Source organism: Sulfuricurvum sp. IAE1, from assembly GCF_004347735.1.
GTDB lineage: Bacteria > Campylobacterota > Campylobacteria > Campylobacterales > Sulfurimonadaceae > Sulfuricurvum.
The window spans coordinates 68,656-90,873 of sequence record NZ_SLTI01000023.1; the positions used below are offsets into that span (position 1 = coordinate 68,656).

18 protein-coding genes and 1 pseudogene are annotated in these 22,218 nt (G+C 53.1%); 5 read left to right on the forward strand and 14 right to left on the reverse strand.

The annotated features are described in order from the left end of the window. The 10 genes from E0765_RS03910 to mltG all read right to left on the reverse strand — a co-directional run bounded on the left by E0765_RS03910 (position 1) and on the right by mltG (position 10,463). Positions 1 to 858, reverse strand: a complete 858-nt coding sequence (locus tag E0765_RS03910; protein ID WP_132811915.1) for a 2-oxoglutarate ferredoxin oxidoreductase subunit beta — start codon at positions 856 to 858, stop codon at positions 1 to 3. A gap of 1 nt (position 859) precedes the next feature. Continuing rightward, positions 860 to 2,005, reverse strand: a complete 1,146-nt coding sequence (locus E0765_RS03915) for a 2-oxoglutarate synthase subunit alpha (protein ID WP_132811916.1) — start codon at positions 2,003 to 2,005, stop codon at positions 860 to 862. 12 nt (positions 2,006 to 2,017) lie between these two features. Then, complete coding sequence (locus tag E0765_RS03920; protein ID WP_132811917.1) at positions 2,018 to 2,335, reverse strand: 4Fe-4S binding protein; 318 nt, start codon at positions 2,333 to 2,335, stop codon at positions 2,018 to 2,020. 23 nt (positions 2,336 to 2,358) lie between these two features. After that, positions 2,359 to 2,640 carry a heavy-metal-associated domain-containing protein gene (locus tag E0765_RS03925; RefSeq protein WP_132811918.1) on the reverse strand — a complete coding sequence of 94 codons (282 nt, stop codon included), beginning with the start codon at positions 2,638 to 2,640 and terminating at the stop codon, positions 2,359 to 2,361. Between the two features lie 2 nt (positions 2,641 to 2,642). After that, complete coding sequence (gene sucD / locus E0765_RS03930) at positions 2,643 to 3,515, reverse strand: succinate--CoA ligase subunit alpha (RefSeq protein ID WP_132811919.1); 873 nt, start codon at positions 3,513 to 3,515, stop codon at positions 2,643 to 2,645. Between the two features lie 3 nt (positions 3,516 to 3,518). Continuing rightward, complete coding sequence (gene sucC, locus E0765_RS03935; protein WP_132811920.1) at positions 3,519 to 4,688, reverse strand: ADP-forming succinate--CoA ligase subunit beta; 1,170 nt, start codon at positions 4,686 to 4,688, stop codon at positions 3,519 to 3,521. Positions 4,689 to 4,708: 20 nt separating this feature from the next. Next, positions 4,709 to 6,100 carry a class II fumarate hydratase gene (gene fumC, locus E0765_RS03940; RefSeq protein WP_132811921.1) on the reverse strand — a complete coding sequence of 464 codons (1,392 nt, stop codon included), beginning with the start codon at positions 6,098 to 6,100 and terminating at the stop codon, positions 4,709 to 4,711. Next, complete coding sequence (gene mdh, locus E0765_RS03945) at positions 6,100 to 7,059, reverse strand: malate dehydrogenase (protein ID WP_132811922.1); 960 nt, start codon at positions 7,057 to 7,059, stop codon at positions 6,100 to 6,102. The genes fumC and mdh overlap by 1 nt, the downstream gene beginning before the upstream one ends. A gap of 253 nt (positions 7,060 to 7,312) precedes the next feature. Beyond that, on the reverse strand, positions 7,313 to 9,487 hold the full coding sequence (locus tag E0765_RS03950) for an NADP-dependent isocitrate dehydrogenase (RefSeq protein WP_132811923.1): 2,175 nt from the start codon (positions 9,485 to 9,487) through the stop codon (positions 7,313 to 7,315). A gap of 100 nt (positions 9,488 to 9,587) precedes the next feature. Beyond that, positions 9,588 to 10,463, reverse strand: coding sequence for an endolytic transglycosylase MltG (gene mltG / locus E0765_RS03955; protein ID WP_255417844.1), 876 nt, complete (start codon positions 10,461 to 10,463; stop codon positions 9,588 to 9,590). On the opposite strand from mltG, the gene E0765_RS03960 reads away from it, so the two are divergent. Then, positions 10,462 to 13,638, forward strand: coding sequence for an AsmA-like C-terminal domain-containing protein (locus tag E0765_RS03960; protein ID WP_132811925.1), 3,177 nt, complete (start codon positions 10,462 to 10,464; stop codon positions 13,636 to 13,638). The two genes, mltG and E0765_RS03960, sit on opposite strands and share 2 nt — an antisense overlap. Positions 13,639 to 13,641: 3 nt before the next feature. Here the strand turns inward: E0765_RS03960 and E0765_RS03965 are convergent, their stop codons facing one another. After that, positions 13,642 to 14,838 (reverse strand): ABC transporter permease, encoded by a 1,197-nt coding sequence (locus E0765_RS03965; protein WP_132811926.1) that lies wholly within the window; start codon positions 14,836 to 14,838, stop codon positions 13,642 to 13,644. Then, positions 14,835 to 17,402 carry a preprotein translocase subunit SecA gene (gene secA, locus E0765_RS03970; RefSeq protein WP_132811927.1) on the reverse strand — a complete coding sequence of 856 codons (2,568 nt, stop codon included), beginning with the start codon at positions 17,400 to 17,402 and terminating at the stop codon, positions 14,835 to 14,837. Before secA ends, E0765_RS03965 begins: the two co-directional genes overlap by 4 nt. A gap of 119 nt (positions 17,403 to 17,521) precedes the next feature. Here secA and lolA point away from each other — a divergent pair, with 119 nt between their 5' ends. Beyond that, entirely contained in the window at positions 17,522 to 18,037 is a 516-nt protein-coding gene (gene lolA / locus E0765_RS03975) for a LolA-like outer membrane lipoprotein chaperone (RefSeq protein ID WP_165921656.1), read from the forward strand. Here the strand turns inward: lolA and E0765_RS03980 are convergent. Then, entirely contained in the window at positions 18,034 to 18,948 is a 915-nt protein-coding gene (locus tag E0765_RS03980) for a cation diffusion facilitator family transporter (RefSeq protein ID WP_132811929.1), read from the reverse strand. The genes lolA and E0765_RS03980 overlap by 4 nt on opposite strands. Before the next feature lie 155 nt (positions 18,949 to 19,103). Here E0765_RS03980 and E0765_RS03985 point away from each other — a divergent pair, with 155 nt between their 5' ends. Continuing rightward, positions 19,104 to 19,880, forward strand: a complete 777-nt coding sequence (locus E0765_RS03985; RefSeq protein ID WP_132811930.1) for a hypothetical protein — start codon at positions 19,104 to 19,106, stop codon at positions 19,878 to 19,880. Here E0765_RS03985 and E0765_RS03990 read toward each other — a convergent pair. After that, a complete protein-coding gene (locus E0765_RS03990) occupies positions 19,877 to 21,130 on the reverse strand; it encodes an arsenic transporter (protein WP_132811931.1) in 1,254 nt (417 codons plus the stop codon). The two genes, E0765_RS03985 and E0765_RS03990, sit on opposite strands and share 4 nt — an antisense overlap. A gap of 100 nt (positions 21,131 to 21,230) precedes the next feature. Between E0765_RS03990 and E0765_RS03995 the strand changes: the two genes are divergently transcribed. Together E0765_RS03995 and E0765_RS12670 are read left to right on the forward strand one after the other, a co-directional pair. Then, positions 21,231 to 21,554: a metalloregulator ArsR/SmtB family transcription factor gene (locus E0765_RS03995; protein WP_132811932.1), complete on the forward strand. Its 324-nt coding sequence runs from the start codon at positions 21,231 to 21,233 to the stop codon at positions 21,552 to 21,554. Next, a pseudogene (locus E0765_RS12670) lies at positions 21,551 to 21,928 on the forward strand (arsenate reductase ArsC); the annotation flags it as partial. The gene E0765_RS03995 and the pseudogene E0765_RS12670, both read left to right, overlap by 4 nt. Positions 21,929 to 22,218 lie beyond the last annotated feature (290 nt).

A 22,218-nucleotide genomic window follows, 5' to 3' on the forward strand; every position in this document is an offset into this window, starting at 1 on the left:
TTAAATTTTCTTCGCGAAATCGTCTTGGGTAATCGCTTTGCGTTTACCTTGGTGATATGCTTTGACGTCTTCGTACATATCGCAGTATTCGCGAGCGTTTTCGTCGTGTTTCAAAATACCCGTCGGGAATTTGTTCAGTTTCTCTTCATCGGAGAGTGCTTCCCATTTTTTGAGCGGTGTCGTGATGCTGTCGATCCACTCGAGGTTTTCCATCGCACTTTGCATTTTATTTTTACGCCCGAGGTTGATGTGGCAGTTTGACATAACGTCAAAGAACGCGAAACCGCGGTGCTGGAACCCTTTTACCAGTACTTTTTCCAGTTTTTTAGGATCAAGCATCGTCTCGCGCGCTACGAATGAAGCACCTGCAGCGATTGCAAGGTCACACGCGTTGAACGTAGGGTCGATGTTCCCCGATTTCTGGCTCACCGTCCACATACCCTGAGGGGTAGTCGGAGAGGTTTGCGAGTTGGTCAACCCGTAAATGAAGTTGTTGATCATGATGAATTTGATGTCGATGTTGCGGCGGCATCCGTGAATCGTGTGGTTACCGCCGATCGCCAGCGCGTCACCGTCCCCCGCGACACAGATGACGTGTTTGTCAGGGTGCATCAGTTTGATCCCCGTCGCAAACGCTACGGTACGGCCGTGCGTCGTGTGAACGGTATTGAAATCAACGTACGATGAGAAACGTCCCGAACATCCGATCCCTGAAACGACACAGACGTCGTCTTGTTTCCAACCGCAGGTTTCGATTGCACGAATAACGGCTTTGAGGATAACACCGTCACCACATCCCCAACACCAAAGTGTCGGCATTTTTTCTAAACGTAAATATTGGTCGTAATTGAAAGCCATGTTAGATGATCTCCTTCACTTTATTAACGATCTCGTACGGAGAAATCGCCCGTCCGTTAACTTTGTACAAACCGTGGATATCAAGACGGCTTGAAACACGCTCTACTTCTTCGGTGTATTGGCGGATGTTGAGTTCAACACACAATACGTTTTTCACTTTGTCGGTGAAATGTCTGATCCGTTTTGCCGGGCTTGGCCACAACGTGATCGGGCGGAAAAGACCGGCTTTGATACCTGCTGCGCGGAGGTGACGGATCGCCTCTTTAGCCGCGAGTGAAACCGAACCGTACGCGATGATCAATACGTCGTTTTCTTCAAGATCGTCACACATGAACTCTTCATTGTACTCAAGTTCGTCGGTGTGCATCATGACTTTGTCTTCAAGGCGCTGGATCAGTTTGCGGCAGGTTTCGATCTCTTCGGTCGGAAACCCTTTCGCATCGTGGTGGAGACCCGTGAAGTGGTAACGATACCCCTGGAACATCGGGTTAAGTACCGCAGGCTCATCCGGACCTACACCGTAAGGGCGGTAATCTTCAGGTGCCCCGGTGAATTTTTTACGCGGAACAATCCCTTTTTTGACCTCTTCGACCGTCGGAATCATCGCTTTACCGTGCATGTGTCCGATAGTCTCGTCCAAGAGAACGAATACCGGCTGCATGAAACGGTCTGCGAGGTTGAACGCACGAACCGTCTCAGTATAACACTCCGCGAGGTTACCCGCACAAAGGGTGATTGAACGATAGTCACCGTGTGAAGGGTTTTTCGCCTGGCGAACGTCCCCCTGGGATACACGGGTCGGCAGACCGGTTGAAGGACCGCCACGCATTACGTTAACAACGACCAACGGAACTTCCGCCATTTGCGCAAGTCCGAGGTTTTCCGCTTTCAAAGAGATACCGGGACCTGAAGTAGCGGTCATAGTTCTGTGACCGGCCATACCTGCACCTACCGCACAGGCAACACCGGCGATTTCGTCTTCCATTTGAATCGCGACACCGCCGACTGCCGGAAGCAGATCAGAGATGGTGTGCATAACTTCGGATGACGGTGTAATCGGATACCCTCCGAAAAACATACATCCCGCATCTACCGCTGCTTCAGCCGCCAAATCGTTTCCGGTTGAAATTACTTCTCTCAATTCCATATGTTTCCCCCTTTAAGCGCTAAGCTTCATGTATTTGTTTTTCTTGATAGCTTCAGCTCTCTCTTTTGCCTGATCCGAAAGTTTTGCAAACTTGTACTCGGATTTATCCGCTACGAAGATAGCAAAGTCAGGGCAATTCAATTCGCAGTCGTTACATCCGATACAGGCATCCGCCGCTACGATCTCAATCATTGCTCCCAATGTCGACGTAGGTTCGAGTCTCATTGCCAAAACCCCTGCCGGACAAACCGATACACAGATATCACACGCTTTACATCGTGCTTCATCGACCCACACCGGAGTGTTTTCTGGCGCTTTAATTATTGACATTCCTTCTCCTTGATTGAGTTAAACTAATTTATCTTACCGACGGCACACGAAACAAAGCTTTTCGCTTTGAGAATCGTGTCTTCCGTAAATCCTCTTGCCTCATGGGACAGAGGATAGCCGAGGCTTCTTAATATTGCCTTAAAATGTGCTAATTGCGCCTCGTCAGCGATGTCGGCTGTTACTTTGCGAGGCTCGCACGAAAGGTCGACTTCGACCCCAATGAATCCGGCTTCTTCGAGTGCTTTCGTAATCGTGTTGGCGCAGCCGCCGCAACGAATATTGGCTACCTCGAAGACCTGTTTCATCGTTACTTCCCCATTACTTCCGCAACGGCTTTGCCGATGTCGGCCGGAGAGACGACGACTTTGACGCCTGCGGCTTCGAGGGCTGCCATTTTTTCCTGCGCCGTACCGGCACTTCCGGAGATGATTGCTCCGGCGTGCCCCATACGTTTGCCTTTAGGAGCCGTCTGGCCCGCGATGAACGCGACGACAGGCTTGGTGATGTGCTGTTTGATGAACTCAGCCGCCTGGATTTCCAGGTCTCCGCCGATTTCGCCGATCATGACGATCGCTTTGGTCTCGGGATCGGCTTCGAACATCGGAAGAAGCTGTTTGTAGCTAAGACCGATAATCGGGTCTCCGCCGATACCGACTGCAGTCGTGATACCGAATCCCTCTTTGACAACCTGGTTGGCCGACTCATACGTCAACGTACCTGATTTGGAGATCAGACCGACGTTCCCTTTTTTGAAGATGAAGCCCGGCATAATCCCGATTTTGCACTCGTCGGCTGTGATGATACCCGGGCAGTTGGGCCCGATGGTCATCATGTTTTTCTTCACGGCGTACGCTTTAGCGTACATCATGTCTTTAACGGGTGCCCCTTCGGTGATGATGACGGCCAATTCGATTCCGGCATCGGCGGCTTCCATGACCGCATCGGCGACGAAAGCGGGCGGAACGAAGATCATCGAAACGGTTGCGCCGGTGGCGCGGACAGCTTCGTCAACGGTATTGAAAACCGGCTGACCGAGGTGGTGCTGGCCCCCTTTGCCCGGAGTGACCCCACCGACGATTTTGGTTCCGTAGGCCATACACTGCTCGGCGTGGAAGCTTCCTTCCTTACCGGTGAAACCCTGTACGATTACTTTTGTATCTTTATTGACCAAAATTGACATAAATTAAGCTCCTTTCGCTGCTGCTACGGCTTTACGCGCACCGTCGGCAAGGTCCGTTGCCGCGACGATGTTCGAGATTCCGGCGTTGTTGAGAATATCGGCTGCCTCTTCGGCGTTGGTTCCGTCCAGACGGACGATGACCGGTACGTCGACCTTGGTCAGCTTGGTCGCTTCGAGGATACCGTTCGCGACACGGTCACAACGGACAATACCGCCGAAGATGTTGACGAAAATCGCTTTGACGTTCGGGTCTTTGAGGATGATCTCAAAGCCTTTGGCAACCGTCTCGGCAGACGCTCCGCCGCCCACGTCGAGGAAGTTGGCAGGTTTGCCGCCCTCGTAGTTGATCGTATCCATCGTACCCATCGCAAGACCGGCACCGTTAACCATACATCCGACGTCGCCGTCGAGTTTGATGTAGCTCAGGCCGTATTTGCCTGCTTCGATCTCGGTCGGCTCTTCTTCGGAGAGGTCACGCATTTCGTTAACCTGGCTCTGGCGGTAGAGGGCATTGTTGTCAAAGCCCATTTTCGCATCCAGCGCGAGGAAGCGCCCGTCACCCGTTTTGATCAGCGGGTTGATCTCGATCATCTCCGCATCGTGGTCCATGTACACTTTGTACAGGGCGGATGCAAATTTGATGAACGTATTGATCTCTTCAACCGGCAGCCCAAGCCCGAACGCCAGTTTGCGTCCGTGAAAGCTTTGGAAACCCGTCAACGGATCGATAGCTACTTTGATGATTTTCTCGGGAGATTTGTGAGCAACCTCTTCGATCTCCATACCGCCCTCGGTCGAAGCCATCATGATCGGCATTTCCGACGCACGGTCTAGTACCATACCGAGGTAGTACTCTTTTTTGATGTCCGCACCCTCTTCGATGTAGACTTTCTGAACCAACTTCCCCTCAGGACCCGTTTGGTGGGTCACAAGAGTCATCCCGAGGATCTGGCTGGCCAGATCACGCACTTCGGATGTCGACTTTGCCAGCTTGACACCGCCGCCGAGACCGCGTCCGCCGGCATGGATCTGCGCTTTGACAACCCAAATGTTGCCGCCCAGTTCCTGGGCCGCTTTGACCGCTTCATCCGGTGTGAAAGCGATGTGCCCGCGCGGGGTGGGCACGTTGTATTTTTTGAATAGTTCTTTTGCCTGATATTCGTGAATATTCATCCGATTCCTCCTGTTTAGATTTACGCTATTGGTTTTGTCATCTCTTCGGGGACGACGTATTTATCAAACTCTTCCGCCGTGAGAAGGCCGAGTTTTATCGCCGTCTCTTTGAGCGTGGAATTTTCTTTGTGGGCCGTTTTGGCGATTTTCGCCGCATTTTCGTACCCGATGTACGGGTTGAGCGCCGTGACGAGCATCAGCGAGTTGTTCAGATACGCATCGATCTGCTCACGTACCGGCTCGATGCCGATCGCGCAGTTGTCGTTGAACGACACGATCGAATCGGCCAGAAGGCGTACCGACTGCAAAAAGTTGTACGCGATGACCGGTTTGAATACGTTTAGTTCGAAATTCCCCTGGCTGGCGGCGAAACCGATGCACGCATCGTTCCCCATCACCTGGCAGGCGACCATCGTAACCGCTTCGCTTTGAGTCGGGTTTACTTTACCCGGCATGATCGACGAACCCGGCTCGTTCTCGGGAATCGTGATCTCCCCGATGCCGCAGCGCGGACCCGAAGCGAGCCAGCGTACGTCGTTAGCGATTTTCATCATATCCGCCGCGAGCGCTTTGAGAGCACCGTGGGCATAAACCAGCGCATCGTGGCTGGTGAGGGCGTGGAATTTGTTCGGAGCCGTAACAAATTTATGTCCCGTGAGTTCGGTCAGTTTCGCCGCAACGCGTGTCCCGAGTTCGGGATGGGCGTTGAGTCCCGTACCGACCGCCGTACCGCCGAGGGCAAGTTCGCGGACCGATTCGAGAGAGTCCTTGGCCATTTTTTCGCATTTGTTGAGCATTTCAACCCAGCCGCTGATTTCCTGACCCAGTGTCAACGGGGTCGCGTCCTGTAGATGCGTGCGCCCGATCTTGACGATGTCGTTGAACGCCTCTGATTTGGCGATAAGCGTTTTACGCAGATGATCGATCGCCGGCAGCAGGCGCGTCTCGACCGCGATGACCGCCGCTACGTGCAGCGCCGTCGGATAGGTATCGTTCGAACTTTGTGACTTGTTGACGTCGTCGTTTGGGTGAACCAGTTTCTGGGTACGGAAATCGCCGCCGAGAATCTCGGTCGCACGTGCCGCCAGAACTTCATTGTTGTTCATGTTCGACTGCGTACCCGATCCCGTCTGCCATACCACAAGAGGATAATGAGCGTCGAGTTTTCCCGCAAGCATTTCATCGGCCGCCTGAGCAATCGCATCGGCTTTTTCTTTCGAAAGCATCCCGAGATCGCAGTTAACAAGGGCAACCGCTTTCTTCAAAAACGAAAAGGCCCGGGTAATCTCGTAGGGCATTTTCTCTTCGCCGATCTGGAAATTTTCGAGCGAACGCTGTGTCTGCGCTCCCCAGTAAGTGTCGTTCGGTACGCGAACTTCACCCATCGTATCTTTTTCGATGCGAAAACTCATTATTTGGCTCCTTCAAAAAATTTATTGGCATTGAGCGTGTCGATCAGCGACTGTACCGATGCGCACGAACGGGCGAACATCTCTTTTTCCGCATCGTTGAGAGTCACTTCGATGATCTTTTCCGCACCGTTGGCCCCGAGCATTACGGGAACGCCGCTGACGACGTCGTGATAGCCGTATTCGCCTTCAAGGTAAACCGCACACGGATGGATCTGCTTGGTATCTTTAAGAATCGCCTCGACCATGATAGCGGTCGCTTTTGCCGGCGCATAGTATGCCGATCCCGTCTGTAGAAGGGCTACGATCTCCGCACCCCCTTTACGGGTGCGCTGAACGATCTCCTCGATCTCCTCTTTGCTCAGAACGTCCGAGAGGGGCACGCCCGCAACCGTCGAATAACGGGGAAGCGGAACCATGTCGTCCCCGTGACCGCCCATGACCGACGCACGGATCTGTCCGCCGCCGTATCCGAGTTTCTCATGGATAAATGCCGCCATACGGGCGCTGTCGAGTACACCCGCCATACCAATGACGCGGTTACGGTCGAAGCCGCTGTCTTTGAGGGCGACGTAGGTCATCGCATCCAGCGGGTTGGAAACCATGATTACGATGGCGTTCGGAGAATATTTGGCGACCCCTTCGATCACTTCGCGGGTCACTTTGGCGTTGATCATCAGAAGATCGTCGCGGCTCATCCCCGGAAGACGGGGACTGCCCGCCGTAATGACAACGACGTCGCAGTCGGTCAGATCGGCCATCGACTCGGCGACACTGACTACCGAGTGGCTGCGGACCGCAGCGGCGGCCTGGGACATGTCCAGAGCCTTCCCTTTCGCGATTTCAATTTTGTTGTCACGCAAGATGATCTCGTGGCAAGAGCCGAGCATAGCGAGCGAATAAGCGATGGTGGAACCGACGTTACCCGCTCCTACGATTCCGACACGTTTACCTTTTACCATAATAGTACTCCTTGTGTCATATCAGCATCGTTCCGGTTCCACAATATACTCATCACTACTTTCGACTGTCGAAAGTACTCGGAAGCATACCGGTCAAGGGAACAATGAAAGACGTTTTATCGTCTTTTATCTAAAGAGAACTCTCTCCCCAGATAAAAAACGATTCCCGGCAAAAGCCGGAAAATGCTATCGAATAAGCGGAGAGAACGCCTCTCCGTGAGCGCGGTTCCGAAATCTGCCCTCTGGCAGCAAATCAGATCGCGTCGATGATAGCGTTGAGCGTTTTAGACGGACGCATTGCTGCTTCCGCTTTCGCATCGTTCGGGTGGAAGTAACCGCCGATATCCTGCGGTTTGCCGGATGCTGCCATCAGCTCTTCCATGATTTTTGCTTCGTTCGCTTCCAACGCGTCGGCTACCGGAGCGAATTTAGCCGCCAGTGCGGCGTTGTTGCTGTTGGCAAGCGCACGCGCCCAGTATTGCGCCACGTAGAAGTGAGACGCTTTGTTGTCAGGCTCACCCGCTTTACGTCCCGGGGCTTTGTTGTTGTCCAGGTAAGCCTGGTTGGCAACGTCAAGAGCCGCAGTGACGGCAGCCAGTTCCGCATTCGGGTTTTTTTGCTCGATCATACGGAGTGATTCGGCCAACGCCAGGAACTCACCGAGTGAATCCCAACGGAGGTGCCCTTCTTTCAGGAACTGCTCTACGTGTTTCGGAGCCGATCCGCCCGCACCCGTTTCAAACAATCCGCCGCCTGCGAGCAATGGAACGATTGAAAGCATTTTAGCAGATGTTCCCAGCTCAAGGATCGGATACATGTCGGTCAGGTGGTCACGAAGAACGTTACCCGTTACCGCGATCGTGTTCAGACCTTTACGGATACGCTCATTGGTGAAACGTGTTGCCGCCGTGATGTCGAGGATGTGAATCTCAAGACCTTCGGTGTTGAATTCCGGCATGTATTTTTTCACTTTGGCAATCATCTGTGCATCGTGTGCACGGTTTTCATCCAACCAGAATACAACCGGGATTTTCTCGATCTGGCCGCGTTCGAACGCAAGACGGATCCAGTCTTTGATCGGGATGTCTTTTGCACGGGACATACGCCAGATATCACCCGCTTCACACTCGAAGCTCATGAGCTCGGTGCCGTCAGCCGCAGTCACGGTTACTTTACCTGCTTCGGGGAGTTCGAACGTTGTCGGGTGCGAACCGTATTCTTCCGCTTTTTGAGCCATCAGACCGATATTTTGCATCGTACCCATGGTTGCGACATCGTACTGGCCGTTTTTAACACAGTCTGCGACCATCTCGGCGTGGAACATCGCATACGTTGAATCAGGGATAACCGCCAGCGTTTCAAGCGCCGCACCGGTACGATCCCACTGCTTACCGCCCTCACGGACGACAACCGGCATCGAAGCATCGATGATGACATCGTTCGGAGCGTTGAAGTTTGTCGTCCCTTTATCCGAGTCAACCATCGCGATTTTCGGAGCGTCTGAATCGACAACTGCCTGGAAAGCCGCTTTAATCTCCGCTTCGAGAGGGTGACCTTTGATTTTTTTCTCAAGGTCAGACATACCAAGGTTCGGATTGACGCCCACTTCTTTGAACGTAGAAGCGTATTTCGCGAATACGTCTTCAAAGAAGATCTCAAACGCGTGACCGAACATGATCGGGTCAGAGATTTTCATCATCGTCGCTTTAAGGTGCAGCGACCAGATGACACCTTTCTTTTTAGCCTCTTCGATAGACGCTTTATAGAACGCACGCAGTGCTTTGACCGACATGAAGGTACCGTCAAGGACTTCGCCTTCCATAGCATCGATCGTTTTGAGCTCTTTACCGTTAAGGGCGATCGTTACTTTTTGGGCTTTGTCCATCGTAACCGATTTCTCGTTACCGTAGAAATCCCCTTTTCCACCCATGTGCATGACGGCCGCTTTAGAATTCTCAGAGTAAGCGCGCAATTTGTGCGGGTTTTTCTGAGCGAAGTTTTTAACCGCTTTCGCCGCACGACGATCCGAGTTACCTTCACGAAGAACCGGGTTAACCGCTGAACCAAGACATGTCGCGTATTTCGCCTGAATCTCTTTTTCGGCATCGTTCGCAGGGTTTTCAGGATAGTTGGGAATATCGTACCCCTGAGACTGAAGCTCGGCGATACAATCTTTGAGCTGTCCTACTGATGCTGAAATATTCGGAAGCTTGATGATGTTACCTTCAGGCTTGACACAAAGCTCACCCAGTTTTGAAAGCTCGTCTTCAGCAAGACCCATTGCTGAAAGAACACGCCCAGCAAGTGAAATGTCACTCTGCTCCAGTTCAACGCCGCCCGCTGCACAAAATTTAGATGCAATCGGGAAGAATGAATAGGTTGCCAAAGCCGGGGCTTCATCGATTTTTGACCAAATGATTTTTGCCATCGGGTTCTCCTGTTTGTATTTTTATACGAGCATCATAACACTTACTGCGCGGATTTGACGTTTTGTAACTCCCCCAAGGCCAAAAAGTTTAAAAAATGTTTCATTTTGTAGCATTTACTATGTTTTGCCTATGTGTAGAAAAGTAACTACTATAAACATGCTCCCCGTCTTTGCCACGGACGAAATAGAGGTAATCCGTCTGTGCCGGACGCAGTGCTGCCTCGATTGCCTCACGTGATACGTTGCATACCGGGTACCGGGGGAGACCTTTGTTTTTATACGTATTATAGGGAGTTCTGTCAGTTCTGATTCTGCGTGCGGTTACTTTTTGGTGCGAAAATTCTCCGTAATTGAGCGTGCCGTCCATCTGCAAACGCATCCCTTTTTTTATCCGGTTATCAATAACGGAGCTCACATAAGGCATATCAGCCAAAGAAGAGGCTTCTTTTTGGATTACCGAGGCTTTTGTTACTATAGGTAACCATTTATCCCGCGAATATGCTATATTGTAATGCTCTGCCCATGCTTTCATCGTCTTTTCGGATTCGCCGAGCAGATGAAGAATCAGCCGCTCCTCGTCGATTTCGTTCGGGATACTGTAGGTTTCAGGGACAAAATTTCCCTCTTTATAGGGGGCATGACGTTCATAAGCCTCGATAAGCGCTTTTTTGTCCAGCGAGAGTTCCTCTGCGAGCTGGGAAAGGAAAATTTCGGTTGTCTCCCCCGGGATCAACGTAATCTGGCGCGTGGCGGCTTTAGCGGTCGTGAGACGGTGCAGATAGGTGATACGGCTCATTTTCTCCTCTTTAAGATCGATCCATCCCTGCTGGGGATGTCCGAGCAGTCGGAGGATAAACGCATCGAATTTATAGACGTTGACCCCCTCGTTTTGGAGGTGTGATATACTTTTAAATACGGAACCTTTCGGAATATAGACGATTTTGGGGGATGTGACAGTAGAGAACAGGTAGCTCATGAAAGACGCGATTATCACAAAAGTGATCCCCACTATCCACAAGAGAATTGTTCTTTTCTTCTTTACGCTCTTTTTTCTCGGCTTTTTCACGTTTATCGCTTTACTGGAGGGATTTGGGATCGACCGCCTCACGCTGGGAGGGGTAAAAATCGAGAAATTATATCTCAAATGGAACAATGCCCTCCTTATCAAAGCATCCCGTGTCGACCTTAGCGGATACCGCGGCGACGGAGAGCCCCTTACCCTCAAACCTCTCGAACGTCTTCCGCGTATCGTGCGGTGGGGGAACGACTGGGTGGAATCGATCCAAATCGATGAGATACGCTACAACCGACTAAGCGCATCCCTGCGCTATGACCGCGACAGGGTCGGTACCGTCGTCTTCAAAAACGGCGGGGCATCGTGCAGGGGGAATTTTCGTCTCGACGAACGTCGTTTCCGCCTCGCGCTGCCGGAATGTTCCATGGGTGACGCGAACGTCTCCTTTTCTCTGGCCATCGATCTGCCCCGACAGCTTCTGAATGCGCAGATGCGACTCGCCCTTCCCCAAACGCCCGCGATCGCTCTGAATGCACACGGCGACTCGAAGACACTTCGGTTCAGAGCTGCGGCGGATGCCCCGCTGCATACGCTCCGTCCCCTCGTCGCTTTTTTCGGTATCGATCCCGAAGTAGCCCCGTGGATCGCCGACTACGCTAAAGCCTCTTCAATCCGCCTCCATGCGCTGGAAGGAAACTTCCGCTACGATGAACCGGGCGACCTCGTGAGATCTCTGCGTGCCCGTGCAACCCTTTATGATGGTGAATACACCTTCGCTCAAGGGTTTGAACCGATCAAAGCCCCCACCATACGCCTCGCGTTCGAACACGGCAAACTGCATATCGTTCCGCTGCAGGGGAGCTTCTACACCATGCCGACGCAAAAAAGCCGGTTGTGGATCGATTTTACGACCCCGAATACGACGTTGAACGCACTGATCAAAACCGACCGTGCGAAACTGGGCGATCCGATCCTCAACCTGCTGCGCTTTTATGAGATCGATCTTCCCATCAAACAGCTCGCGGGAGAGTGTGCCGTCGACCTCGCTCTCAATATCGATCTGCACACCCTCGACACTACCGCCCGAGGAACCTTTATTCCTACCGCTTCGGAACTTCAGCTGGGCGGCACCCGCCTGCGCACGACGGGCGGAATCGTCCGGCTCGATACGACCAAGGTCCGTTTCGAGCGCTTCAATGCCCTATACGGAGACAACACCGCCCATGCGCGCGTCAGCGGGGTCTATGACGCCGACCGCGAGGAAGGGAATGTCTCGATCGAAGCCTACCGGGTGTCGCCGCTGGGGAACGACGGTTATCTGCGACTTGCCGATTCCACCAAGCCTCTGCGTGTTGACTATCGTATCGCACCCTCGGGCGACTCGATCGACGTACATCCCTCCACATGGAACCTCTTCGGCGAAACGCTCCTGGTTTCGGGTTTCCGCGCACCGTTTGACTATGCCAATATGCGCCTTGCTCTCGCACCGTTGCCGTTTCAGGTACCCGGTAAACTCAAGGGAAGCGTTACGGCCCGATTCGACGGCGCCAAAGAGCGAACGGGGATAAGATTACAAATCGACGATTTGAACCTTCACGGTGCGCTGCTGGTGCACAAGCCCTTCGTCATCTCGGCCGATTACGACGGCAGTACGCTGAAACTCTCCTCTGCTGCCCCTTCGTCCTGGTCAATCAACCGTCTGCCGATACTTGTTTCGGCTTTTAACGCGGTATGGAAACACGACCAGTTAACCTTCAACGAGATCGAAACGGTCGAGGGAGACTGGTTTAAGGCGACCCTTTCAGGATCGTATCACACCCTGAACAAAAAAGGATCGCTTAAACTCCATCGAGCCCTCCCGCTCAACCCGAAACTAACCCCCTTCATCAGTCCTGAGGAATCGGTGGAGCTGTTCGTCAATGCCGGTGGCGATGAGCTGCTCATGGAAGTTCCGGCTCTCAAAGCGCGTTTCACCACTATTCCGGAGGGATGGCAGGTCTCGCTGGACGACATATCGCGCCTCTCGCGCCGCTCCCCGCTCTTGCGCCGCTATCATATTCATAACGGCAACCTTCAGCTTTATTACACCGGAGAGCGTTCCCAGTACCGCTTTAGCGGTTCGATCCGATACCCCTACCCGCTCGTACTCGTAAACGACGTTCCGCTCTCGCACTACCGCTTCAGCGGCTCGTACAAAGACGGCGATTCTTCCATCCGCGTCAGCGACCGTCTCGTGATCAACCATACCCAAGAGCGTACGTACGTCCGAGCCAACAACGCGGGGATCAACGTCCCCGCACTGTTCAAATTCCTCTCGGCGTTCACCGATAGCGAGGGGACCGGCGACGCAAAGAGCCAAACCGCTCCGGTACGTATCCATGCGACCCACACCTACCTGTATCTGATGAAAGGGCGCAAGATCGTCGCCGACACGCTGGATGCGACGATGGATGAAAACGGATTCGAAGCATCGCTCGGCCACGAATCGGGTCTGGCATCGCTTCAGATCCGGGAAGGAGCTTTTCTGATCGAAGGAAAAGGGTTCAACGACACTTTTATGAAGCACCTCTTCGCCCTCAGCGATTTCGACGGCGGCTCTTTTTCGTTTGAAGCCAAGGGGACGGCCGAAGCATTTGACGGCCTGATGCGGGTTGAGAATACCGTGCTCAAAGACTACAAAGTCCTCAACAACGTTCTTGCGTTTGTCAACACGGTCCCTTCATTGGCGACGTTTTCGTTGCCGAATTACCACAGTAAAGGACTCCCCGTCAAAGAGGGCTACGCCCATTTCAATTACCGCAAGGGGGTACTGAAAGTCGATAACTTTACCCTCAACTCACCCGAAATGAAAATTCTCGGCGAAGGAAAAGCCGATCTGAACACGAACACGATTGAGGGGGCGTTGACGCTGAAAACGGATCTGGGATCAAAACTGGGGAAAGTGCCGATGGTCGGGTACATTCTGCTCGGAGACGACGGCTCGGTGTCGACCACTCTGACGCTCAGCGGAAGTCTCGAAGACCCCAAGATCGAAACGGCGATTGCCAAGGAGATCGTGACCGCGCCGTTCAACATCCTCAAACGGACGCTGGTCTACCCGTTTTTATGGATGCTCGACGACGACAAGAAAAAGTAGGTTTTATTCGTTCCGAAGGACCGTTAGAACGTCGACCTCGCTCGCTTTTTTCGCCGGATACCACGACGAAAGCAAAACGATCACGAACGCGCCGATGATGATCGAGAAGAAATCGATCACACTGAGATCAAGCGGCAGGGTCGAGGTGGGATAGACGTCTGCAGGCAGCGAGATGATCTCGAACGTTCCGAGTATCCACATCCCCAAAAAGCCCAGAATCGTCCCCGTCAGAATACCCAGCGCGCCGATCACGATCCCGAGGATCAAGAATACCCTCTTGACCTCTTGTTTGGATGCCCCGAGTGAGATCAAGAGCGCGATCTCGCTGCGCCGGTTCATCACCGTCATCAGAAGCGACGAGATGATGTTGATCGCCGCGATGAGGATGATAAGCATCAGCACGATAAACAGGGCCGTTTTTTCCATTTCCAGGGCGGCAAAAAAGTTGCCGTTGTCTTCCCACCAACCGCGAACCGCGACCGTTTCAGGAAGAGCTGCGGCGATGCGGATGATGTCCGCTTCGGGATTCTCGGAATGGACGTGGATCCCGTCGTAGAGATTTTCGGGAACTCCGAGCACCTTTTGAAGCGACGAAAGCGTCGTATACGAAAATCCCTTATCGTACGCGCTGAGTCCCGAATCGAACGTCGTGACGTTTTCGAACCGTTTGATTTTCGGCGTCAACGCCAGTCCGCCGGGTTCCATCTGTGTAAAGATATAGGTGAGTTTATCCCCTTCGGCGAGCATGAACTGCTCTTTGAGGGTCTTGCCGATCATCACTTCGAATTCGCCGGGAACGCGATGTTTGAGCCCCTCGGCAAGAATACGGTTGACTTTCGCCTCCTGTGCGAAATCGACGCCGAAGAGGTATCCCCCCTCCATCTGGTCACCGCTGCGCGATAACACGGCGGAAGTGACATAAGGGCTGAAAGCAAGGTCAGGGAACTGCGTACGCAGGTTATCGACGAGCTGGGCATCGACGCTGCCGAAGAATTTGGACTGGATGGTGAGGGGATAGTTCATGACGGTGAGTTTTTTCTTGAACTCGTTGTCGAACCCGTTCATGAGGGCCATCGCGATAATGAGGACCATCACCCCCAGCGCAATCCCCGAAAAGGCCAGCAGGGCCGAGAGGAAGATGAAAGGCTGCTCTTTATCGAAGCGCAAAAACCGCTTGACGAGATAGGAGACGATACTCAAGAGGCAAATACCCCTTTTTTCGGACCGCTTTTGCCGCAGCAGTTTTTGTATTTAAGGCCGCTGCCGCACGGACAGTCGTCATTGCGCGCGATCTTTTTCTCTTCCCGTTCGTGCTTGGTCTGGTTCAGCGCCATACGCATCTCTTCCTGGCGTTTTTCGAGTTCCATGGCACGGGCGAGCGCTTCGGCTTCTTCTTCGGCCGTTTCGACTTTGAAGCGGACCACGTGAAGCGTTTTGACCGTATCGTATTTGATCGTCTCGACCAGTTCGCTGAACAGGTTGAAACTCTCTTTTTTATACTCCACCAGCGGGTCTTTTTGGTTGTAGGCCCGCAGACGGATACCCGTTTTCATGCTGTCCATCTGATAGAGATGTTCACGCCACGCGGTATCGAGGGTTTTGAGATAGATTTCACGTTCGATCTCACTGCGCACTTTGGCATCGACAACCGACATTTTTTCGTTGTATTCGTCGCTCAAAAGCCGCAATGCCGTCTCACGGATCGACTCGGGATTTTTCTCCGCGAACGAGGATACATCGAGCTCCGTGTTGAGCTCTTCTTTAAGTGTCATCAAGAAGCGTTCAAGGTCGACCTCTTCTTCGGGAATTCCGGGGAAAATTCCGCAGTATGAAAGCGTACGGTCGATGTATTCGGCACGGTTGGCTTCGATTTTGTCGCCGATGTTGTATTCGGGATCAAGAAGCTCGCCGCGGAAACGGTAGACGATTTTGCGCTGTTCGTTCGCGACGTCGTCGTATTCGACGATGTGTTTACGCCCTTCGAAGTGCATGTTCTCGACTTTTTTCTGCGCTTTTTCCACCGCACGGGTCACCATCGTCGATTCGATGTATTCGCCGTCTTCGACTCCGAGACGTTCCATGATCGCTTTGATTTTATCCGAACCGAAAATCCGCAGGAGGTTGTCTTCGAGGCTCAGGTAAAACTGCGACGTCCCCGGATCCCCCTGGCGTCCCGCACGGCCGCGCAACTGGTTATCGATACGGCGGTTTTCGTGCCGTTCGGTACCGATGATGTAGAGGCCCCCAAGCGCTTTGATCTCGTCGTCGATTTTGATGTCGACCCCGCGTCCGGCCATATTTGTCGCGATCGTAACCGCCCCTTTTTCGCCCGCGTGTTTGATGATTTCCCCTTCCTGCGCGTGATTTTTCGCGTTCAGTACGGTGTGGGGGATTTTCTCGGCTTTAATCAGCTGATGAAGCTTTTCGGATTTTTCGATCGATGCCGTCCCGATCAGGATCGGCTGCCCTTTGGCGTGCAGCTCTTTGACTTTGGCGATAACGGCGGCGAATTTTTCACTTTCGGTTTTGTAAATCAGGTCATTCAGGTCTTTACGCATTACCGGCACGTTTGTCGGAATCGAGATGACGTCGAGGCTGTAAATCTGGGCGAATTCGGTAGCCTCGGTCTGTGCCGTACCGGTCATCCCCCCGATTTTTTTGTACATACGGAAATAGTTCTGGTAGGTGATGTCGGCGAGCGTCTGGGTCTCTTCCTTGATGACGACCCCCTCTTTGGCTTCGAGTGCCTGATGAAGCCCCTCGGAGTAACGACGCCCTTCACTCAGGCGTCCAGTAAATTCGTCGACGATGACGACCTGGTTGTCACGAACGACGTAATCGACGTCGCGTTCAAAGATGTAGTTGGCTTTGAGCGACTGGTCGAGGTAATGCGAGAGCCCTGAGTTTTCGATGCTGTAAAGGTTATCAACGCCGAAAAGCTCTTCAGCACGGGCGATCCCCTCTTCGGTGATGAGGACGAGGCGGTCTTTTTCATCCACCGTAAAATGCTCGTCGCGCACCAGCGCTTTGGCTACCGCGTCGGCACGGGTATAGTTCTCAAGCGCGCGGTTGGTAGGGCCGGAAATAATGAGCGGTGTACGTGCTTCGTCGATAAGAATCGAATCAACCTCGTCGACGATGACGAATTCGTGTCCCCTCTGTACCATGTGCTCGCGCGAATAGGTCATGTTGTCGCGGAGGTAATCGAACCCGAACTCGTTGTTTGTACCGTAAGTAATGTCGCACCCGTACTGGAACCGTTTGTCCGCGGGGTTGTATCCCCCCTCCAGTATGATCCCCGTCGTATACCCCAAGAAAGCGTAAAGAGCCGACATCTGCGTTCCGTCGCGCTCCGCGAGGTAATCGTTCACGGTCACGACGTGGACGCCGAGACCGTTCATCGCATTGAGGACAACCGGCAACGTTGCGACAAGCGTTTTTCCTTCCCCTGTTTTCATCTCGGCGATACGCCCCTCGTGCAGCACCATTCCCCCGATCAGCTGAACGTCGAAATGGCGCATTCCCAGCACCCGTTTTCCTGCTTCGCGCGTGATGGCGAACGAATCGACCAGAACGTCGTCGAGCGTTTTTTCGCCGTTGCGGACGGCCGTTTTAAGAGCATTGAACGCTTCTTGAAGCGCTTCATCGCTCATGGCGGCATAATGGCTTTCGAGGGCGTTGATCCGGGCTACTTTCCTGAGATATTTTTTGATTTCACGATCGTTTTTGGTACCGAAAATTTTTCCGAGAAACGTTTGAAGCATAACTGGCCTTATTGTGCGCAATATTTAAAAAGTCGCTGATTCTACCACAGGAAATCTATTTGTTTGGTTAATGGGCATTCGCTACAATACGCATATTTCAATTCACCAAGGATTTCGTCGTGCGCCGTTTTCTCATAGCCCTGAGCGCTTCGCTCTCCCTTTTTGCCGCCCCCAAAGACCTCTCTTCGTTCAACGCCAAATTCGTCCAGACGATCACCGACGACAACGGCAAAACGATCCGTTACAGCGGCGAGCTGTGGGCCGCAAAGCCTCAAAACGCCCTCTGGGTCTACCATAAACCGATTCGTAAAAGCGTTTACGTCAACGCCCAGAAAGTCACCGTCATCGAACCCGCCATCGAGCAGGTGACGCTGCGGACGCTTGACAACGAAATCGATTTTCTCGCCATCGTCCAAAAAGCCCAACCGCTCGGTGAGGGTCGCTATGCCGCAACACTCAAAGGGCAAAAGTATACCGTTACGTTCAAAAACGACGTTCTCGCTTCAATCAGCTATATCGACGGTTTCGACAACAACGTCGTGATTTTGTTCAACGATCAAAAGCAGAACAAACCGATCGAACCATCCCGCTTCAAACCGCTCGTTCCCGCCGATTACGATATACTCAAGGGTTAATGGTGATGACACGAAGCGCTTACCGCTTCGCGTCCCGTTTTCCCCGTCTCACACTGAAACGTCGTGTGGGCGATCCCGATCTCTTCGAGCGCATGCCCCAGATCGTGTACAATTTCGGATACTTCGCTCAGCTTCAAATCATCATGAAAATTGAGCCGTGCTTCGAGAAATACGCTCTCGTCGTCAAGCTGCCATAGATGAATATGGTGGATGCTCTCGATCGAGGGGAACCGCTCTACCGTCTCCATTACCGCATCGACCGAGACGTCTGAGGGGGCAAACTGCATCAGCATTCCCGTCGAAGCGCGGACGATGGAAAAGGAAGAACGGATCAGATACACCGAAATGAGCAGCGAGAGGATCGGATCGATCCAGTACCACCCGTAAAGATAGATCAGCGCTCCGCCCGCAAGAACGGCGAACGACGTCATCAAGTCGCCCATCAGGTGCAGGTACGCCGAACGGATATTGATATTTCGGTCCGCATCGCGGTGAAGCAGCCATGCCGAGAGGCCGTTGACGACGATACCCAAAGCGGCCAGCACCATCACCCACGTCGATGCGACCGGCTGCGGCTCGATCAGGCGGTTGAACGCTTCGACGATCAGGTATACCGAAACGGCGATCAGTACCGATGCGTTGAAAAGTGCGGCAAGAATCTCGGCCCGCTTGAACCCGAAGGTTTGACGCAGGTTCTGGGGACGATGCGAAAGACGGTGGGCATAATAACTGATGATGAGGCTCATCACGTCGCTGAAATTGTGCAACGCGTCGCTGAGGAGTGCCAGGGATCCCGAAAAAATCCCCCCGATAAACTGGGCAACGGTGATAACCAGATTCAGAACAACGCTAAAGAGCAGTTTGCCTCCGCTGATCTCCCCGTGATGATGGTGGTGGTGATGATGTTCCATGTATGAAAACAGACCTGCATTTTGAAATTGAGAAATTTTATCATAAAAACAAACCCGCGTTACCCGTTTTATACCTTCTAATGTGCCGATAAAATCTATCTTTTAGCTTCGGCACACCATAATAGCTGCCACCATACCACTCACAAAGTATAAAAATGAAGCAGATTCCCTTATGGCTGGCTCTCGCAACTGCCGCCCCTTTTGCCTGGTCGTCGGATTATTCCCTGTCGCTCAGTGTCGATACGACCCGTTTCGACTACGCTGAAACGTCCCGTACGGGAAGCCTTTTGGACACCGAAACCAGCGATTTCGGCGATATCGTGGGTATCAGCATGCGCTATGAACCGCGCATGAACGGCTTTTACCTGGGCATGAGCTACGCAGAGGGAGATACCGATTACATCGGCGGAACGACCGCTAATCCGACCTACGGCTCCCATCGCACCACCACCCACAACCGCCTTTTCCAATACGACGCCGGCTATCAGATGACCGCCCGCATCGACCGCGACAACACCGTCCCATTCCGGCTTGGGATAGGATACCGCGGATGGCTCCGGCAGATCGGAAGCACCGCCACGGTGTACGGTTACGACGAATTGTACGAGTGGGGATATTTCAACATCGGGGCCGGATGGCATACGGCTTTGTCGCCGACCGTATCGATGGGGATCGACGCCGACTACCGCAAAGCCTTCAAAGCCGAAATGTACGAAAACTGGCACGGTTACACGTACCGTCTCAAAAACGTCTACGGCTATAAAATCGGTATTCCGCTTGAATGGAACGTCGATAACCGGCTTGGGCTCTTTTTGCTCTACAATTACGAATATTGGAACATCGGCGCTTCGGACAACGTCGGAGGATACTACGAACCCGACAGCGAAACGAAAAACCAGAGCGTTTCGGCGGGGGTCAGATTCCGGTTTTAGAGCAATCCGATCAACGCCGCCAGCAACACCGGCGGGGTGACGATCAGTCCTACTTTCATGTATTCACCCCATCCGATCTTGACCCCTTTTTGTGCCAAAACATGGAGCCAAAGAAGTGTAGCGAGTGATCCGATCGGAGTCATTTTGGGGCCGAGGTTGCATCCTATAATGTTGGCATACGCCAACGCGCTGTTCCCCGCTTCACTGATCGCGATGTCCATGATCATGACGGTGGGCATGTTGTTCATCACCGAGCTGAGGAGCGCGGAGAGGAAGCCGGTGCCGATTACGGCATAGGCATCCCCCATCATTTGCAGCTGTACGATCCAGTCGGCAAGGTACGTCGTCAGCCCTCCGTTTTTGAGACCGTAGACAACGACGTAGAGGCCGATGCTGAACCACACCACCTGCCACGGTGCGGCCTTGATCGTCATGATCGGCTTGGTCGCTTTGAAATAGGTCGCGATGGCGAGGAACACGAGCGCGCCCCCGAGGGCGAACACCGAGACGGGGAGATGGTATGCGTCGCCGATGAAATAGCCGGCCATCAGCAGGGACAGAAACGGCCAGCTGAGTCGGAACATCATCTTGTTACGGATCGCGCTCTCGGGGGTGGCGAGGTTTTCGACGTCGATATGCGTCGGGATGTCCTTGCGGAAAAAGAGCCACAGCACGGCGATGGAGGCGAGGATGCTGAGAAGGTTGGGGAGGAACATCGCGCGGGCGTATTCCCAGAAGCCGATGTTGAAGTATCCCGCCGTTACGATGTTGGTGAGGTTGGAGATCACGAGCGGGTTGGAGGCGCTGTCGCCGATGAATCCCCCCGCCATCAGAAATGCGAACATCGCGACGGGGTTCATCTTGAGGTACTTCATCTTCGCCAGAATGATCGGGGTGAGGATCAGCGCCGCGCCGTCGTTGGCGAAAAAGGCCGATACGAGGGCGCCGAGGATCATCATATAGACAAACATCAAATGGCCGTTGCCACGGGAAAGACGTGCCATTTTCAACGCCGCCCATTCGAAAAAGCCGATCTCATCGAGTACCATCGAGAGCAGGATAATCCCAATAAATGCCAGCGTCGCGTCCCAGACGATTCCCGTCACCGTCCACACGTCGCCGAGGCTGACGACACCGAGGCTAACCGCCGCGACAGCGCCGACCGTCGCCGTCGTCCCGATCTGAAGCCCACGCGGCTGCCAGATGATAAAGATTAATGTGCCTAAAAACAGAGCGATCGCCAATGCCATTTTGGACTCCGATGGAAAAATTACGAAATTGTATCACAATATCAATATATCTTGATATATTATTTTTATTTCGTTACACTGTCACCAATCGGAGGTACTTATGGACGTATTTTTAGAAACCGTATCGGCACTGAACGACGAAACACGTGTCAAATTACTGGCATTTCTGGATACTCACGGGCCGCTGTGCGTCTGCGACCTGCAGGAGAGCTTTGGCATGATCCAGTCGCGCCTCTCTCGCCACCTCAAAATCCTCAAAGACGGGGGATTTTTACGGGTCGATCGGTGCGGTACGTGGGCCTATTACTCCATCCGAAGTCCCCTGGATCGCTTCCGCAGCGAAGCGCTGGCCGAAATCCGCTGTCTGGGGATCGATCTTCCCCCACTTGTCAAACTATCACAAACCGGAGAATGTACCCTATGAAAAACGTCCTTATCCTCTGCACCGGCAACAGCTGCCGCTCCATCATGGCCGAAGCGCTCATCAACGCCAAAATGGGAGATCGTTACCGTGCCTACAGTTCCGGCGTTCGCGCCAGCGGCCGAGTCAATCCCAACGCCCAAAAGCTCCTCACCGAAAAAGGGATCTGGCGAGACGAATACCATTCCAAAACCCTTGACACGATGATGGGTAAAGAATACGATCTAATCGTCACCGTTTGCGACCATGCCCACGAAACATGCCCGATGTTCCCCCGTCCCGTACCGAAAATCCACGTCGGTTTCGAAGACCCCGACGGAAAAGGCTACGAAGCGTTCGAAGAGACCTACCGAGAGATCGAATCGTCCCTTTTGCCCGCAATCGACGGGTTTTTCAACCCAATCGAAAAGGCCGTCTCCGCTACCGCTGAGGGAGTCAAAATCAACTTTACGGGAGGCATTGCCAAAAACACCGTCTTTACAATGGTCCAGAACTGCCAGAACGGCCAATGCGATTGTATGAGCGACGAAACGAAAGCGAAAATCGCCTCGATGGAAGTAGGCGGAGAAGACGGAAACGTCGAGTTGACACTCGGCGGGCAAATCACCAAAGAAGAAGTCGAAGCCGCGCTGGCAAAATCGAAAGTGCTCCCCGGATGCGGGTGCTG